At 66.0% G+C, this 15,072-nt stretch carries 15 protein-coding genes; 5 read left to right on the top strand and 10 right to left on the bottom strand.

Going from position 1 to position 15,072, the window contains the following annotated elements; translation table 11 throughout:
- Positions 1-3: 3 nt before the first annotated feature.
- Positions 4-372: a universal stress protein gene (locus EAF64_RS15925; protein WP_129069981.1), complete on the top strand. Its 369-nt coding sequence runs from the start codon at positions 4-6 to the stop codon at positions 370-372.
- The gene (locus tag EAF64_RS15920) at positions 369-893 is read left to right on the top strand and encodes a GNAT family N-acetyltransferase (RefSeq protein WP_129069980.1); all 525 of its coding nucleotides are present in this window, start codon (positions 369-371) and stop codon (positions 891-893) included. Before EAF64_RS15925 ends, EAF64_RS15920 begins: the two co-directional genes overlap by 4 nt.
- On the opposite strand, the gene EAF64_RS15915 is transcribed toward EAF64_RS15920, so the two are convergent.
- The 4 genes from EAF64_RS15915 to EAF64_RS15900 all read right to left on the bottom strand — a co-directional run bounded on the left by EAF64_RS15915 (position 885) and on the right by EAF64_RS15900 (position 7,167).
- Complete coding sequence (locus EAF64_RS15915; protein WP_129069979.1) at positions 885-4,202, bottom strand: transfer complex protein; 3,318 nt, start codon at positions 4,200-4,202, stop codon at positions 885-887. The genes EAF64_RS15920 and EAF64_RS15915 overlap by 9 nt on opposite strands.
- A 6-nt stretch (positions 4,203-4,208) precedes the next feature.
- The gene (locus tag EAF64_RS15910) at positions 4,209-5,675 is read right to left on the bottom strand and encodes a hypothetical protein (RefSeq protein ID WP_129069978.1); all 1,467 of its coding nucleotides are present in this window, start codon (positions 5,673-5,675) and stop codon (positions 4,209-4,211) included.
- Between the two features lie 138 nt (positions 5,676-5,813).
- Complete coding sequence (locus tag EAF64_RS15905; protein ID WP_129069977.1) at positions 5,814-6,371, bottom strand: hypothetical protein; 558 nt, start codon at positions 6,369-6,371, stop codon at positions 5,814-5,816.
- A 346-nt stretch (positions 6,372-6,717) separates the two neighbouring features.
- A complete protein-coding gene (locus tag EAF64_RS15900) occupies positions 6,718-7,167 on the bottom strand; it encodes a universal stress protein (RefSeq protein ID WP_129069976.1) in 450 nt (149 codons plus the stop codon).
- A 95-nt stretch (positions 7,168-7,262) separates the two neighbouring features.
- Between EAF64_RS15900 and EAF64_RS15895 the strand changes: the two genes are divergently transcribed.
- From EAF64_RS15895 to EAF64_RS15885, 3 genes are all read left to right on the top strand, one after another.
- Positions 7,263-7,718 carry a universal stress protein gene (locus EAF64_RS15895; RefSeq protein WP_129069975.1) on the top strand — a complete coding sequence of 152 codons (456 nt, stop codon included), beginning with the start codon at positions 7,263-7,265 and terminating at the stop codon, positions 7,716-7,718.
- 44 nt (positions 7,719-7,762) lie between these two features.
- Positions 7,763-8,869 carry a DHH family phosphoesterase gene (locus EAF64_RS15890; protein WP_129069974.1) on the top strand — a complete coding sequence of 369 codons (1,107 nt, stop codon included), beginning with the start codon at positions 7,763-7,765 and terminating at the stop codon, positions 8,867-8,869.
- Between the two features lie 97 nt (positions 8,870-8,966).
- Positions 8,967-9,176, top strand: coding sequence for a hypothetical protein (locus tag EAF64_RS15885; protein ID WP_129069973.1), 210 nt, complete (start codon positions 8,967-8,969; stop codon positions 9,174-9,176).
- 1 nt (position 9,177) lies between these two features.
- On the opposite strand, the gene EAF64_RS15880 is transcribed toward EAF64_RS15885, so the two are convergent.
- From EAF64_RS15880 to EAF64_RS15855, 6 genes are all read right to left on the bottom strand, one after another.
- Positions 9,178-9,609 carry a DUF5807 family protein gene (locus EAF64_RS15880; RefSeq protein ID WP_129069972.1) on the bottom strand — a complete coding sequence of 144 codons (432 nt, stop codon included), beginning with the start codon at positions 9,607-9,609 and terminating at the stop codon, positions 9,178-9,180.
- Between the two features lie 338 nt (positions 9,610-9,947).
- Complete coding sequence (gene flaJ / locus EAF64_RS15875) at positions 9,948-11,702, bottom strand: archaellar assembly protein FlaJ (RefSeq protein ID WP_129069971.1); 1,755 nt, start codon at positions 11,700-11,702, stop codon at positions 9,948-9,950.
- 2 nt (positions 11,703-11,704) lie between these two features.
- A complete protein-coding gene (locus EAF64_RS15870) occupies positions 11,705-13,375 on the bottom strand; it encodes a type II/IV secretion system ATPase subunit (protein WP_129069970.1) in 1,671 nt (556 codons plus the stop codon).
- Between the two features lie 2 nt (positions 13,376-13,377).
- Complete coding sequence (locus EAF64_RS15865) at positions 13,378-14,142, bottom strand: ATPase domain-containing protein (protein ID WP_092690932.1); 765 nt, start codon at positions 14,140-14,142, stop codon at positions 13,378-13,380.
- Positions 14,139-14,600 carry a flagellar protein G gene (locus tag EAF64_RS15860; protein ID WP_129069969.1) on the bottom strand — a complete coding sequence of 154 codons (462 nt, stop codon included), beginning with the start codon at positions 14,598-14,600 and terminating at the stop codon, positions 14,139-14,141. The genes EAF64_RS15865 and EAF64_RS15860 overlap by 4 nt, the downstream gene beginning before the upstream one ends.
- 16 nt (positions 14,601-14,616) lie before the next feature.
- Complete coding sequence (locus EAF64_RS15855; protein ID WP_129069968.1) at positions 14,617-15,072, bottom strand: hypothetical protein; 456 nt, start codon at positions 15,070-15,072, stop codon at positions 14,617-14,619.

The raw sequence follows: 15,072 nt of genomic DNA, 5'->3' as shown, positions 1-15,072 counted from the left end.
AATATGAAAGTGTTGCTGGGCATCGGCGGCAGCGACGGATCGTTCGAGGCGCTCGCCGACACGGTCACGCGGGCCGAGGAAGCCGGCGACGCGGTGACGGTCGCCATCGTCGACCGCGAAGACATCACCCTCACACCCGAGGAGATCGAGACCGAGATCCGCGAGCGACTAGCCGAGACGAGTATGGAGCCCGACATCCGGCATCTCTCGGGCCACCCCGGCAGTCGGCTGGTCGAACTCGCCGAGCAGGAGCAGTTCGACCGCCTGGTCGTCGCCGGGGGCGAGCGGAGCCCGCTCGGGAAGATCAACTTCGACGAGACGCTCGAGTTCGTCCTGTTGAACGCCGAAACGACGGTGACCCTCGTCAGATGACCCGGGAGTACCCCGACGAGCCCGCCGGCGAGTTCCCGAGTCCACCCGACACCGTCACCGACGGCGAGGGCCGTGAGATCCGGTACCGCTCCGGCGGCGACGACGACCCCGAGGCGCTCGTCGAGATGTACCTCGACTTCGAGGCCGAAGACCGCGCCCAGGGGATTCCGCCGGTCCGCGAGGAGCCCATCCGCGACTGGCTCGACGTCTTGCTCTCCGACGACTGCCTGAACGTCGTGGCCTGCCACGACGGCGCGCCGGTCGGCCACGCGACGCTCGTCCCCGACGAGGGCGAGAGCTACGAACTGGCGATCTTCGTCGTCCGCCCTTATCAGGGCGCGGGCATCGGCACCGAGCTGCTCGAACACTTGCTCGGGTACGCACAGGAGGAGGGCGTCGAACAGGTCTGGCTGACCGTCGAGCGCTGGAACGACCCCGCCATCGCGGTCTACAAGAAGGTCGGCTTCGAGATGACCAGCACCGAGAGCTTCGAACTGGAGATGGCGATCCGGCTAGAATAGGTCCACGTCGTCCGGATCGGGGTCGTCCTCGGACTCGTCGAGCCAGGGCGGCGTCCCGTTGGGATCGGTCGCGGCGTCGGCCGTGGACTCGTGTTCCCCATCGAGGCCGGGGTCCAACGGATCGTCGGTTTCGGCGTCGATTTCCTCGGGCTCCGGTTCGGGCGGTTCCAGCGTGGACTCGTCGGGGTCCTGTCCTTTCCCGTCCGTGATCGGTTCCGCCTCGGCGGTCCGTGAGTCGGTCAGCGGGACGCTCGGATCGACGGTGATCTCGCCGTCGACGATGATCCCCTCCTCGACGGCCCCCCAGTGGCGCTGGACGTACTCGTGGAAGTTCCCGTGTTCACGGGGCGTGTAGTTGTAGACGAGATCCTCGAACGGCGAGGCCTCCACGTACGTCGGGAACCAGCCCTCGTAGTCCTCGAAGTAGGTCAGCGCCTCGGAGTACCCCTTCCCGGACTTGCCGGGCGTGGCCTCCTCGCGGATCCAGTCGATCTGCTGGCGGTCGAGGCCGAACTGCGCGAGCGTGTCCGGGGACACGCGCGGCGTTCGGAAGAAGTTGATCGTCGAGCACTGGTCGACGATGGTGCGGCGTTCGTTCTCCTGACCCACGTCCCGCTCGGAGGACTGCTGGATGAACTCGCGTGGCGACTGGCTGATGAACCACAGCGCGGCGTCGTAGCGGGCCCACTCCCGGGCGGCCTTCTGGAGCCAGCGGGTCATCTCCTCGGAGTGGAAGAGGACGTGCGCCTCGTCGATCACGAACACGAGTTTGCCCCGCGTCCGTTTGGCCTTCTGTGCGACCTGCCCCAGCATGAGCTGGAGCATGATCGACTTCTCTGCGTCACTGGCGTCCCGGAGTTGCTGGAGGTCCAGGTACGCCATGTCCACGTCCGGGTCCATGATCCCCGCGCCGGTTTCGAGGTGGTGATACTTCCCGCCCTGCTTGAACCCCGAGAGCTTGTCGAGCAGGTCGCTGACCCGCTCGACTTTCTGCTCGATCTCGGCGGCGTGTTCGGTGTGGGTGTAGGTGTCGGGGTTCTCCAGCATGTCCCCCAGCGTGTCGATGAAGTCCTCGATGGTCGGGCTCTCGCGGGCGTGGCTGTCCAGGTCGTCCTGGTAGATGCCCGCGCGGTCGTAGGTGCCCTCCAGCCCCTCCTCGATGGTGGCGACGTAGTCGCCGGGGTCGATCCCCTGCGAGCGGAGGATGCCGGCGAAAAACTGTGTGGCCTCCTCGATCTTCATGCGGTAGGGATCGACGCGGCCACCGGCGGACTCCCGGACGTGGTCGGGCAGCGGCTGGATGTCCAGCGGGTTGCTCGTCTGGGTCCCGTCGACGACGATGTGCTCGCCGCCGAGCAGTTTCGTGATGCCGTCGAACCCACTCTGGGTGTCACAGAGGATCAGCGTGTGATCCTCACTCTGGAGGTACCACCGGGCCGCGGCCTTCGTCGAGGCGTAGGTCTTCCCGCTCCGGGACTTCCCGATGGTGAGGATGTGCGGGGCGCTCTCGCGCTCGAAGGGGTCGGCCTTCAGCATCGCGCCGTTCTGTTTGTTGCGCCCCCAGTCCATCCCGGTCGGTTCGCGCACGTCCGTCCCGCAGAAGGGGAAGGTCGCGCCGATGGCCCCGCCGGGCACCGAGGTTGTCTTGTCGATCTTCGAGGCATCGGTGAAGGCGTCACGACCCGTCGGCGCGCCGGACTGGAACGCCTCGAGTTGGCGACTGGTCGGGACGACGGTGAAACAGTCCGCGGGGGAGGATTCGAGCGTGTCGCGGATCGTCTCGGCGTCGTCGTCGAGTACCGACTGCTTGGCGAATTCGACGTCGTCGAACTCCTCGATGGCCGACTCGGCGCGCCTGAGGGCGGCCTCGGTATCGGCTCTGACGGTGACGTAGCCCGCGAAGTCCCAGGGCTGGGTCCGGGTCGTCCGCAGGAGTTCCCGATAGGTCACGTAGGCGTCCACGTCGCGGTCGATGTCCGCCGCGGACACGTCGGAACTCTCGCGGCGTTCGTGACCCTCGGACTCGATGTCGGCGATGATCCGTTCGAGTTCGGCGGTCGTCGTGCGCTTGTCCGTGGCTCCGACGTGGAAGCACACGTCCACGTCGACGCCCCGCAGGGTGAACAGGTCACGGAGGAACAGTGATTGGGGTTCGACGGGCCACTCGGCGATCCAGAAGGTCCGACAGAACTCGTCGCCCACCTCGACGTAGTCGCCGTGCACGTCGAGTTCGTCGGGCGCGAACAGTTCGTCCATGCGGGCCTGCTGGGCATCCGAGAGTTCCTCCTCCTCGATGGCCCGGATCAGGTTCTCGCTAGGCACCGCGTCCTGGCCGGTCCAGTACTCGCTGAGGAGTTCGATGTGTTCCCGCACACCGATCCGGGCGGCGTGCAGGCCCGTGATGCCGTCGATGGCCCCCTCGACCGTCGAGAGCCGGTCGAGCAGGGTCGCGTACTGACGCTTGTCCGCCGCCTCGGGGTCGACACTCGAGAGCGGGTTGAGCATGTCCCAGACGCTCACGTCACCGGGGGACTGCACGTCGCCGGGCGTGACCTCGACCACGACGTAGTACCGCCAGTCGTTGGCCGCCCACTGGGGCCGGTCGGTCTCGCGGTACCAGTCGGCCACGTCCTCGAGCAGTTCCCGCTTGTACATCGCGGTCTGGAAGTCCTCGTCGAGCCGGTCGGCGCTTTCCGCGCGCTGTTCGTACTGCCCGACGACGTCCTCGGCGTCGTACTCGCCCGTCGTGGCGAACAGCTTGAAGTCGAAGTCCTTGATCTGTTCGTCGATAACGCCCGACAGCTGTGCCGCGAGCCCGTCGAGTTCGCGGTCGGCCCCCAGGGCAGCGTTAGTCGGGTCGACGCGGACGACCCCGACGTAGCGGCCGTCGTCCATCTTGGCGGTGCCCTCGGGCTGGAACCCGCGAACGCCGGGGATCGACCGGTCGACGACGTCTTCGTGGTCCCAGGGGAGTGTCCGTGAGCGCCACAGCGAGTGGAGCCACGCCTCGACGCGTCCGCGCGGCGAGGAGTACCAGTCGGTCGTGATCTTGGCTGCCGTCGCGACGAACGTGAGGACGCCGCCGGTGACCAGCGCCGGGACGAACAGCCCCCACGTGTCCGACGTCAGCGCGAACAGCGCGACCAGCGCCGCGATCCCGGCCGGCAGGTACAGGAGGAGATCCGCGGTCGTCAGCGGACCGAGAATCTCGATCGAGGTGTCGATGTACGGCGGGACCAGTTGACTCGGGTCCCGCGTGGTGCGCTGTTCGCGTCTCTCGTCGCTCGGTCGTGGAAGATCGTTCGACATCGGTAGTTACCTCCTGTCCTCCGAATCGCCGCCAGTTCGTCGGTCGGGCCGACCGCTCGAGCCCCGCGGGAGTTCGCGCCCACGGTCGGCGCGGGTCGACTCCAGCCGACCGCGCTGGCGGTTCGGCAGTCCCTTCGAACCCCGGTCGGCCGGTCCGATCCGTTCGACGCCGCCGTCCGGACTGCGCCGGAGCGACTGGTTGAACTTCCGGCGAACGTTCCCCATCCGCTCCTGGTAGCGTCTGTCCTCCCGGCCTTTCTCCCGGAGTTCGTGCAGACCGAAGATCAACAACGTCCGCGGGATCATCTTCGCCAGCACGGTGTAGGGTAGGAGGACGAACGTGACACCGATCCCGACCGTCGCCGCGAGTTCGCCCGTCGTCCCTGTCAGATCCAACCCGACGAGGAACCGGAAGATGACGGCCTGCATCATCTTCATCAGCAGCAACGCGCCCATGAACGTCAGCCCGATCTTCCCTGCCGAGCGGGCCATCGTCGACCGGTAGGCGTTGAGCACCCACATCGCGGGCCACAGGGCCGCACAGACGAAGGTCAGGACGAACTGCACGTAGAGGACGCCGAACGCGGTCATCAAGAGCCCGCCCTTGGTGCCGCTGAGGACCGGTCCGAGAACCGCCAGGTCGCTGTTCTTGCTCGTCTCCAGCACGTCCATGTACCCGGGCGCACCACCTGGTCCATCACCACCCCAGGGTGACGGGGCGATGAGTTGCGTGACCGCGTCCGCGGAGTGATAGAGGAACGCGACGACGATCCAGCCGAGGACGATCAAGAGGAATCCGCGGACGAACCGCTGTGCAGTGCCACGGTCGGGCGACCGGTTCCCCTTCCCCATCGCGAGCATCAAGGCGGGGAGCAGGCCGGCGAATCCGAGGAATCCGATCACCCAGAAGTAGTTGTACGTTTGCTCCCACTTCTCCCCGTGGTCGCCAGTCCACTCGCTGGGCTGGACCCACGTCAGCGGTTGGCCCATCGCACCCGGTGCCGGGACGCGGAAGATGATGCCTTTCTTCCGGAAGTCCTGCGCGACCGCCGACGCGTCGTCACCGAGTCCGTCGAGCAGGTCGAGGATTGCGCCCTCGATGGCGTCCTCTGCGATCGAGGTGAAGACACCGGAGTCAGAATCGGAGCCCGAGTCCGAATCCGAGCCGGAGTCACCGCCCGACCCGGAGTCCGAGCCCAACAGCGCACCGATGACGGCATCCTGGATGTCGTCCTCGGTCAGGCCGTCGTCGCCGGCGTCGCCGCTCGTCCCGTTCTGAGTCCCGTCCGTGTCGTTCCGTGTACTGCTCGTGTCGTTCCCGGTGCTGTCGTCGGTCTGCAGGGCGAAGTCGGTACCGACGGCCTGCTGTGTTGCGGTCCCGTCCGCCGGACCGGACAGTGTGCCGGCGGCGGCCGAGGTAGGGGCCGCCAGTACGGTACAGAGCACCAGCGCGAGCAAGACGTAACGTCTCATGTGTTCGACACTCCCGAGACTGTGGTCGGCGATGTGACTGTTCGACTGTCCGGAGGCGACCCCCCGTGTGCGTGACGCCGGCTCGCCGGGCACCATCGCAGGCCCCCGGTCGGGGCGGAGAGCACTCCTGGCCCGCCCTCAGAACGGTAGCACGGCGATCGTGCCGAAGATGTTCCCGCCAGTGAGTCCGTTCATCAGGCACTGGGCGATCATCTGGTCCGGGAAGATCGTGTTCAGCACCGCGACGAACAGCGGTGGGACGAAGGCACCGGCCGCCGTCTTGCCAGCGCCGGCCAGTGCCTGCTTGCCCTCGAACTGCTGTTGTGCCCGCGACGAACCCAGCTTGTTGAACGCGACGGTCCCCTGCATGATGGCCTTGACCAGCAGGAACATCGAGATCGCGGCGAGACCGAACGCGATCAAGGTATCGATCGGGATCGCGCTCTCACAGAGCACGCCCTGGACCCTCGGATCGGCCCCCCCGCTGGATCCGCCCGACTGCGCGGCCGCCGACATCACGGCCGTGGTAGCCACGATTCGAAGCATCACCACCCCCATGAGCGCCGACGCGGCGGTCACGAGAATCGCCAGCAGGCGACTCGCCTGGGGCGAGAGTGCGAACAGCTGGTGGTCGAACGCCAACCAGAGGTTCGCGACCGGTTCGCCGAGCCGAGCCCGCACGCTATCGGCGGTCATCTCAGGCACCCCCCAGAGCGCCCGTGTGTGATTTCCGCTCAGTACTGACTACTGCTTGTGCTACGTGTTGCGTTGCTTGCTTCCCCATATGCTAAACCCCCCTTAGCATATCCGGATCGAGATCCGGTATATATCATATACTTGCTGAGGAGTATCATAAACGTTGGGGTAGTTACCCGAACTGCCCCCTACGGAGTGTGTATAGCGCTTCCGAGACCCGCCGTCTGCTGGCGGTTCCGGTAATCCGGTGGCAGCGGTCGTCACCGAGTATATAAGTACTTGAGTCGGGAATAAAAACGTTTGTCAGCATACACGTCTGGGCGGCGGGGTGGCCCGTGGCAGCCGCTCACACAGAGAGGACGGGTTGGCTGGCGTACTGGAGGACGTACTCGGCGGCTTTCCCGAGGACCTCGTCGGGGTCGCCCGAGACCGGTTCCCGTGGGATCACGAGGAAGTCGGCGGCGACGGCGTCGGCGGTGTCGAGGATGACGCTCCCGGGGTGGTGGGTGAGTTGGGTCGTGACGAAGCCGAGCGCCATCGAGTGCCCCATCGCGATGTCGTGGTCGGCCACGAGTCGGTCGACGGACTCCATGAACTCCTCGGTGTCGGCGGCCACGGTATCGCCTTCGAGTTCGCCCGACTCCAGACTGCGGACGACCGATTCGTCGAGGACGTACAGTGCGTGGACGTCCGCGTCGTACCGCTCGGCGACGGCGACGGCGTACTCGGCGGCTTCCAGTGACTCCTCGCTCCCGTCGAGGGGCACGAGGACCTGGTCGAACTCGACGGCTGACATGCTCCACCGTCCGCCCGGCAGGGGCAAAAAGGCACCGAGCGACCAGGTCGGACTCGGCGGGCCTTTTATCACGGCGCGAGCGGTAGCGGCCGGTAATGTTCGACACCGTTGTGATCGCGACGGACGGTTCCGAGAGCGTCGAGCGGGCCGTCACCGTGGCGCTCGACCTGGCCGCGCGGTTCGACGCGACGGTCCACGCGCTGTACGTGATCGACGGCAGTGACGTGGAGGGGTCCCCCGAGCAGGTGCGCGCGCAACTCCGCGATGCACTCGAAGACGCGGGCGAGGCGGCGCTCGAAACCGTCGTCGAGCACGCCGACCGCGAGATCAACACCGCCGTCCGCGAGGGGAAGCCGGTCAACGAGATCTGCCAGTACGTCTCGGACTTCGACGCGGACGTGATCGCGATGGGGACGCGCGGCCGCCACGGCGAGCACTCGTTCCTGCTGGGCAGCGTCGCCGAGGGTGTCGTCCGCCGGTGTCCAACCCCGGTGTTGACCGTCCGCCAGCTCGACGCCGACGAGGAGCCACGGACCGACACGCCCGCCTGACGGGCGACCGTGCCCTTCTTGACGCCCGCCGCGTTGTGGGCGGTATGGACGACTGGCTCATCGACGACGAGCGGCTCTCTCTCACCCGGAAGTCACTGCTCCCCGGCGAGGGCTTTTTCCACCCGGACTCGGTCGCCGAGGCCGAACAGGAACGCGAGGCACGCGAAGCGCTCGCCGACGCCCCTGCCGTGGTGATCGCCGACCCCGACGCCGACGGGTTGGCCTGTGTGGCCCTGCTCCGGGAACTGGTCGCCGAGGCTGCGCTGATCCCCGCCGGCCCGCGCGACATCGCGACCGCGCTGGAGTACGTCGCCGAGTACGCCGACCCCGAAATCCCGGTGTTCGTCTGTGATCTCTGTCCCGACGCGGAGACGGACCTGGAACACCTCGAACTGGTCGCCGACCGCGCCAGCGAGGTCCACTGGTTCGACCACCACCAGTGGGACGCGGACGTGGGCGCACGCGTGGACGAACTCGTGACCCGTCGGGTCGTCGGCGAGTCCGACGAGGAGTGTTCGGCCGACGTGGTCGCTCGCTCACTCGGCGCCGACGTGCCCGAGTACCTCGCCGAACTCGCCGTCGTCACCCGCGATCACGACCTCTGGCTCCGTGAGGACCCCCGGAGCGACGACCTGGCCGACTACGCCTACTGGGCCGACCCCGAGGGGTACATCGAGACGGTCCGCGAACACGGCGCTGACCTCCCCGAGGAAGTCGAGGACTTCCTCGCCGAACAGCGCGTCGAGAAGGAGGCCCTGATCGAGCGGGCCGTCGACCGCGCGGAAGTCCACGAGATCGGCGACTGGACCGTCGGCGTCACCTACGGCCGCTGTTCCCAGAACGAGGTCGCCGAAGCCCTCCGTCAGCAGGGCACCGACGCCGCCGTCATCGTCAAGCCTGCCGGGAGCGCCAGCATCCGTGGCACCGACGCGTTCGAGCGCGCCCACGAGGTCGCCGCGAAGGTCAACGGCGGTGGCCACCCCAAGGCCGCGGGCTGTAAACCCGACATCTACGACGACATGCTGGACTACGCCAACCACTGGACGACTCGTGGTGCGGTCGCCCGCCAGGTCATCGTCGAGGCCTTCCACGACGTGAAGCGGGAGGTAGAAGCCGAGGGCGGCGAGGACGTCGTCGAGACCGAGGGGTAGGCCGTTCGATTGCAGGTCGCTTGCGGATTTCGTCCGGTTGCAGTCGTGCGATTTCGGTCCCGAAACCGACTTTACCACCAGGCCGACAGGGGTAGGCATGGCTTTCCCCTCGATGACGCGCGTCGCGTCGAAGAACCCGAAGCTGTTTGTCGCACTGATCGCGGTCGTCGCTGTCGGTAGTGGGACGATACTCCTCCTGCAGGAACTGGCTCCGGACAGCGGTGCCGCGCAGACGGGGCTCGTGATCGCGATGTTTCTGGTGTGTGCGGTCTACGTCGGAACGACCCACGAGGAACCCGGCGAGTAGCTCAGTCCTCGGCGACCCACTTCTCGGAGTAGGTCGTGTCGCAGTCACACCGGGCGTAGGCGTGGATTACGTCCCCCTCGGCGTAGAGCCCGCCGACCTCCTCGTTCTGTTCCTCGGCGAAGGCGAAGACGAAGCGGGCGTGGTGGTCGCCGTCCTGGCTGTCCGCTTCCGGGCAAGCCCCGCCGGTACAGCCGCGGTCGATCTCCCCCTCGTTACCCATCGCCGACTGGGCCAACGTCATCGGATCGACGCCGACCGCCCGCTGGAAGGCCGCCCGGCCTTCCTCGCCGGGGAGGATCAGCACCACACCGCCATCGACACTCTCGCCGACCTTCGCGAGGCGGTCCATCCCCGAGACGGCGCGCTCGTCGAAGTACAGCAGTACGTCGTCGGGGCGTTCGCCAGCGAGGAACTGCTCGCGTTTCTCGTCCATGCCCGCCCTCTCGCGCGTGGACACTAAAGAAACGCGAAGGGCGGTGGCGGTCGGCTCCCGAGAGCGTTCGCCTCGCGGTGGCGCGCGCCGTCGAACGGTCGAGCGACGGCGAGGACGCGAGACGGAAGCGCGAGGGATGAGCGAGGGCGGACGCCCGAGCGAATCGGCTGGGGAGGGTGTGGTGCGCGGTAGTTGTCGCGGCGCGGGAGTCACCAGCATCCGCGCGAGCGGAGCGAGCGCGGTTCACTGGACGCGAGCCACCGGCTCGCGTCCGGGTGGTTTTTATACTAAATTTTTGCGAGGAGTGGTCGCCTTCGGCGACCCGACGAAGTAAAAATTTAGATGGTCAGGAACGAGCTCACCATCGACTTCGTGAAGATGGCGATGACGGCACCGAGCCAGGTGAGAATCACGAAGTGCATGTAGGCGTTGAGCTTGTGGCCACCGTCGGTCTCGCGGATCATCAGCGAGGACAGCAGGGCGTTGAACACGATGACGACGATCAGTAGGAACTCGATCAGCGGGATGTTGTAGACGCTGGTGTTGATCAGGGAGTTGACGTTGAACTCCGAGGAAGTCGTCAGGTCCAGGCTCATGCTGGCGAGGATGTTGACGACCTGCAGGCCGATGAAGAACGCGAAGGTCGCGGCCGCGGAGATCCCGTACAGCAGGCCGATCAGCGTCGTCGCGGCCTGGGAACGGCGCTGGCGCAACTGGAGGACGACGTTCATGTTCTCGGAGATGAGTTCACCGAGCTGTTTGGGCGAGCCACCCATCTCCCGGCCGATGAGGTACATCTCGGAGAACTTCTGGATCAGGTAGGACCGGCAGTCGGCAGTGAAGTACCGCCAGGCCGAAGAGGGCTCGATCCGCATGTTCAGCCGCTTGTAGAGGTCGTCGATGTTCCCGGTGAGGTTGCCGAAGTCCTTCTTCCGGAGCGTCGAGAGGACCATCGAGGTGGTCGACTGTTTCGCCCCTTCGGCGGCGCCGAGCGCGCGGATGAAGGATGGGAACTCGTCGTCGCGGGCCGCGATCGACTTCTCGACGCGGCGGACGTAGATACCGGGGATCAAAAGCGGCGTCATCGGGACGGCCACGTAGAGGGGCAGCGGGACCGACGAGAGCGGGAGGAGCATCTCCAGCGTGATCGGGCTGAGACCGAACAGGCCACCCAGCGAGACGAACGCGAGGACGAGCGTCAGGGAGATACCGGTGGCGTAGACGGCGATCAGTTTCGTGTCGAGGTCGGTCGTGATCTCCTCGGGCTGGTACCACAGCGGGTCGTGGGGTGCCATCGTGCGGATCACGAGATAAAAGCCCGTCTGGACGAAGATGAACAGCAGAATGACGGCGCTGACGGTCATCGTCGGGTCCGTCCCGGTCAGGATCGGGAGGACGACGGCGAAGACCAGCGCGAACGTCATCGAGAGGATCATCGACATGTAGAGGTCCTTCATGACCTCCAGGTTCTCGAGGGAGCCGGTGTAGACGGTCTCGTAGTTCTGCATCACCTGCTCCTGTTCGGAGAGGAGGAAGTCCTCGAGGGGCTGGCCGGCCCCGAGGGTGTAGGCGAGGCGGTCGAAAAAGTCCGCGAGGGCGTCGCTCGGGACCTGCCTGGCGCGGCGGCGGAGCGCGTCGTCGAGGCTCTGGTTCCAGGTGTCGACCAGCTGGACGACCCGGCGCATCTCCCGGGCCAGGGCACCGTACTCCTCTTCCTCGGCCAGCGCCCGGAACACTTCCATGCGGTCGATACGGGTGGTCGACAGCACGGTCATGTGCGTGATCACCAGGTGGAGCCGGTTGTTCAGCGCCTTCTTCTCCTGTGAGAGGAGGATCTTCGGATAGAAGAGAGCGGCACCGAACAGCAGGAGCCCCAGCAGGGGGACCGGGACCCGGACGAACGTCGGGGCGTTGATCAGGAGCGCGCCGAGGACGGTCAGGAGCATGAAGCCGGTCGCCGGCAGCAGGATGACCAGCATGTACCGTCGCATCGGGACGTGCATCTGCTGGTACGATTCCAGCAGGTCGTCGGCGACACTGGCGACCGAGAGTCTGATTTCTTCGACGGTGCTTGTGGATTCCTTCGATGCCATCGTCAGGTCTCGCGGTGGATGTCGAAGGGGAGGCCCTCGATCCCGTCACGCTGGAAGTCGGCGATCAGTTCGTTGACCTCGTGGTACCCCAGCACGCCCTCCTGGATGGCGCGCTCGATGATCTTCGCCCGGAAGTCCAGGTCGTCGTAGATCTTCCGGGTGTCCTCGTACCCCAGCAGGGTCGCGATCTGCTCTTCGAGGACGTAGGAGTTGTTCATCCCCTGGAAGACGATCTCGTCCTCGACGGGGTCCCAGTAGAACGCCTGCCGGGTGACGACCCCGTCCATCTCCTTGGAGTAGCCCTCGATCTCCTGGACGGAGGTCACCCGACGGAGCACGTCGTCGCCCTGCTTGACCCGGTTCTGGAACAGTGCCACGTCGGCCACGTCCATGAACGTCTCCGGGACGTTGATCGGGTCACTGGTGAACCGCTGGATCATGGAGACGATGTCGCTCGCGTGGAAGGTCAGCATGACGGGGTGACCGGTCTGGGCCGCCTGGAACGCCATCCGACCCTCCGCCCCACGAACCTCACCGAGGATGATGTAGTCGGGACGGGAACGCAGGGCGGCCGCGACCAGATCGAACATGTCGACCCCTGTCCCTTCCTCCTCGCCTTCACGCGTGAGGAGCTGCTGCCAGGTGTCGTGTGGCGGGATGACCTCGGCGGTGTCCTCTGCGGTGTAGATCTTGGCGTCCCGGGGAATGAACGCGAACGCGGCGTTCAGCGTCGTCGTCTTCCCTGACGCCGTCTCCCCGACGACGAACACCGTCTGCTCGTTCTCGAGACAGAGCCAGAGGTACGCGGCCAGTCGCGGACTGAGGGTGCCCCACTTCGTGATCTGGAACATCGACAGCGGCGTCTCGTCGCCCTGGCGGATGGTGAGGCTCGGCCCCTTGAGACTCACGTCGTCGGAGTAGATGAGGTTCAGACGCGACCCGTCCGGGAGCGTGGAGTCGACGATGGGGTCGGAGTCGGAGACGGGGTCGCCGATCCGTTCGCCCATGTTGCGCAGCCACTGGTCGAACTCCTCGGGTTCCCCGAAGTCGACCGTCGTTTCGAGCATGCTGTAGACCGCGTGGTCGACGTAGGTCTCGTGGGGACCGATGACGTGAATGTCCTCGTTGGCCGGGTCGCGCATGATCGGCTCCAGCGGTCCGAGGCCGACGATGTCCCGGTTGAGGATGTAGCGGATGTCCTCGTATGTCTCCCGGGACACCTCGACTTTCCCCATGTCGACGACCGAGGAGAGCCGGCTCATCACGCCGGCGTCTTCCTCGTCTTTGATCCGGGTCGTCTCCTGGAGCAGTTCCTCGATGCGGTCGTCGTACTCGGCCTCGTCGGTCGGGGCCGGCTTCGTCACCGACTTCTGGAGGAGTTTGTCACGGACGTTCTGGTAGACGACCGATTCGGTCTCGTCGAGTTCCGGTTCGATGGCGTAGTACTTCGTGTCCTGGCCCACGTCGCCGTAGATGTGGACGAAGATGGGGCCGCCGACCGGGTAGAGGACGTTCGGCCGGTCGGTCTCGTACTCGCCGTCGGCCTCGTCGATGAACATCGGGAACTCGCCCGTGATCTGCTTGAACTTCTTCAGGTGGTCCTGGAGGTGCCGCCGCCTGGCGGCGTACTGCCTGAGTTCGTCCGACGGTTGGGCGGTTCCGTGTTCAGTCATGGTTATGCGACACTACGGCTCTCGATCACGATGCCGGTCCCCGAGCGAACGGAGTACCCGATGGAGTCACCGACCTGTTCACCCATCCCGGCGAACCGTTTCACCGAGATCTGCCGGCGCACGTCGTTGCCGACCTCGACCATCTCGAGTTCGAGGAACACGTCCGCGATGGAGCGGAACGGGCCGATGGCCTCCTCGTCCAGCGTCGAGGGGTCGACGGTGAGGACGATCACCTTCCCCCGGGAGATCACGTCCCGGAAGAAGCCGATGATCTCCAGGGCGGCCTGGCGTTCCTCGTTCTGCCGGACCAGCGCCTCGAACTTCGGATCGTTGCGGAGGATCGAATCGAACGTGTCGATGATGATCACGTCGGTCCCCCACATCACTTCGGCTTCCATGAGGCGCTTGAGCAGTTCCTTGCGGTCGCCCTCTTCTTCCTCACCGCCGGTCAGCGTGTTCGTGTCGCCGATGTCGGCGTGGAGGAACAGGCAGTTCTCCTGGAGGAGGTGATCCACCATGTCGTAGCTCAGCGAGTGCATCTGATCGAGGAAGCTGCCGACGGTGAGTTCGGTCGACAGCATCGTCACCGAGTGACCCTCCTCACAGAGCCCGTAGGTGAACCGCTGGCTCATGGCACTCTTCCCGGCCCCGTAGTCGCCCTCGACGAGGACGATACTGCCGGGCGGGATGCCGCCGCCGAGTTCTTTGTTGAGCCGGTCGTGATCCGTCAGGCCGAGCGAGTAGAGATCTTGTGTTGCGATACTCATATGCGGAATCTGAACACCTCCTCGTCCTCGTTGACGATGACCTTCACGCGGTGGTCACCGGCCGAGAGCCCGCCGCCGTCGTTCGGACTGATCTCCATCCGGACGACGTCGCCAGGGCCCCAGCCGTCGGCCCCGTCGAGCAGCGTCACCGTCACGTCGGTCTCGTACTGCCCGTCGACCAGCACGTCGATGGCTTCGGACTCGGATCGTAACTCCCGTGAGCCCGTGTTCTTGACGTAGATGGTGATGTTCTCCGTCGTCTCGTCGTAGACGGCGGCCGAGCCGCTGTCGCTGATCACTTCGATGTCGGTGCGGACGTTCTCACTGACCGATAGTCCGCGGTCGTCGATGGCCTGGCTCACCTGGCTGATGCTGTCGGTGAACACGCCGGCGACGCTCGCGGCGATCACGATGGAGGCGATGAACAGGATCATGTGCGACACCGAGACGCTCGCCATCAGTCACGCACCTCCGTCAACATGTTGACCCCCCCGTGATCGCCCGGGTGCCCGCGACGCCCGTGTCGGTGACGATCTTGACGCGTTCGGGCGTCCCGTCGACGGAGACGTTGAGCGACAGGCGTTCGGCCGGGAACCAGTTCGTGGTGTTCTCGTCGCCGTCGACGCGCGTGTCCGTCTGCCAGCCCGTCCGGTAGACGCCGTCGACCAGCACGTCCGTGTCGTCGAGCGCCAGTCCGGTCTCCCCGTCGTTGGTGAGGTTGACCCGGACGGTACAGGGCGTCGTGTCGATCACGTCGGCCGCGGTGACGGTGATCGCAGTCTCCTGCACGCGGTCGAAGCGCTCGTTTTGCCCGTCGCTCGCCTCCCGAACCCGTTCGAAGGAGTTGGCCGAGGCGCTGTAGAACACGCCGAAGGCCAGGAACGCACCGACGACGATCACGGCGAACGACGAGGTCACGCTGACGCCCAT

The sequence above is a fragment of the Halorientalis pallida genome (assembly GCF_004118325.1).
GTDB lineage: Archaea > Halobacteriota > Halobacteria > Halobacteriales > Haloarculaceae > Halorientalis > Halorientalis pallida.
This window is presented reverse-complemented; position numbering and strand designations above follow the sequence as displayed.

Bases quoted from the DNA above. Each gene is read 5' to 3' on its own strand.
- EAF64_RS15915 (WP_129069979.1), bottom strand. From the start codon at position 4,202: ATGTCGAACGATCTTCCACGACCGAGCGACGAGAGACGCGAACAGCGC.
- EAF64_RS15865 (WP_092690932.1), bottom strand. From the start codon at position 14,142: ATGAGTATCGCAACACAAGATCTCTACTCGCTCGGCCTGACGGATCAC.
- EAF64_RS15925 (WP_129069981.1), top strand. From the start codon at position 4: ATGAAAGTGTTGCTGGGCATCGGCGGCAGCGACGGATCGTTCGAGGCG.
- EAF64_RS15895 (WP_129069975.1), top strand. From the start codon at position 7,263: ATGTTCGACACCGTTGTGATCGCGACGGACGGTTCCGAGAGCGTCGAG.
- EAF64_RS15890 (WP_129069974.1), top strand. From the start codon at position 7,763: ATGGACGACTGGCTCATCGACGACGAGCGGCTCTCTCTCACCCGGAAG.
- EAF64_RS15920 (WP_129069980.1), top strand. From the start codon at position 369: ATGACCCGGGAGTACCCCGACGAGCCCGCCGGCGAGTTCCCGAGTCCA.
- EAF64_RS15885 (WP_129069973.1), top strand. From the start codon at position 8,967: ATGGCTTTCCCCTCGATGACGCGCGTCGCGTCGAAGAACCCGAAGCTG.
- EAF64_RS15900 (WP_129069976.1), bottom strand. From the start codon at position 7,167: ATGTCAGCCGTCGAGTTCGACCAGGTCCTCGTGCCCCTCGACGGGAGC.
- EAF64_RS15870 (WP_129069970.1), bottom strand. From the start codon at position 13,375: ATGACTGAACACGGAACCGCCCAACCGTCGGACGAACTCAGGCAGTAC.
- EAF64_RS15855 (WP_129069968.1), bottom strand. From the start codon at position 15,072: ATGGGCGTCAGCGTGACCTCGTCGTTCGCCGTGATCGTCGTCGGTGCG.
- EAF64_RS15860 (WP_129069969.1), bottom strand. From the start codon at position 14,600: ATGGCGAGCGTCTCGGTGTCGCACATGATCCTGTTCATCGCCTCCATC.
- flaJ (WP_129069971.1), bottom strand. From the start codon at position 11,702: ATGGCATCGAAGGAATCCACAAGCACCGTCGAAGAAATCAGACTCTCG.
- EAF64_RS15910 (WP_129069978.1), bottom strand. From the start codon at position 5,675: ATGAGACGTTACGTCTTGCTCGCGCTGGTGCTCTGTACCGTACTGGCG.
- EAF64_RS15880 (WP_129069972.1), bottom strand. From the start codon at position 9,609: ATGGACGAGAAACGCGAGCAGTTCCTCGCTGGCGAACGCCCCGACGAC.
- EAF64_RS15905 (WP_129069977.1), bottom strand. From the start codon at position 6,371: ATGACCGCCGATAGCGTGCGGGCTCGGCTCGGCGAACCGGTCGCGAAC.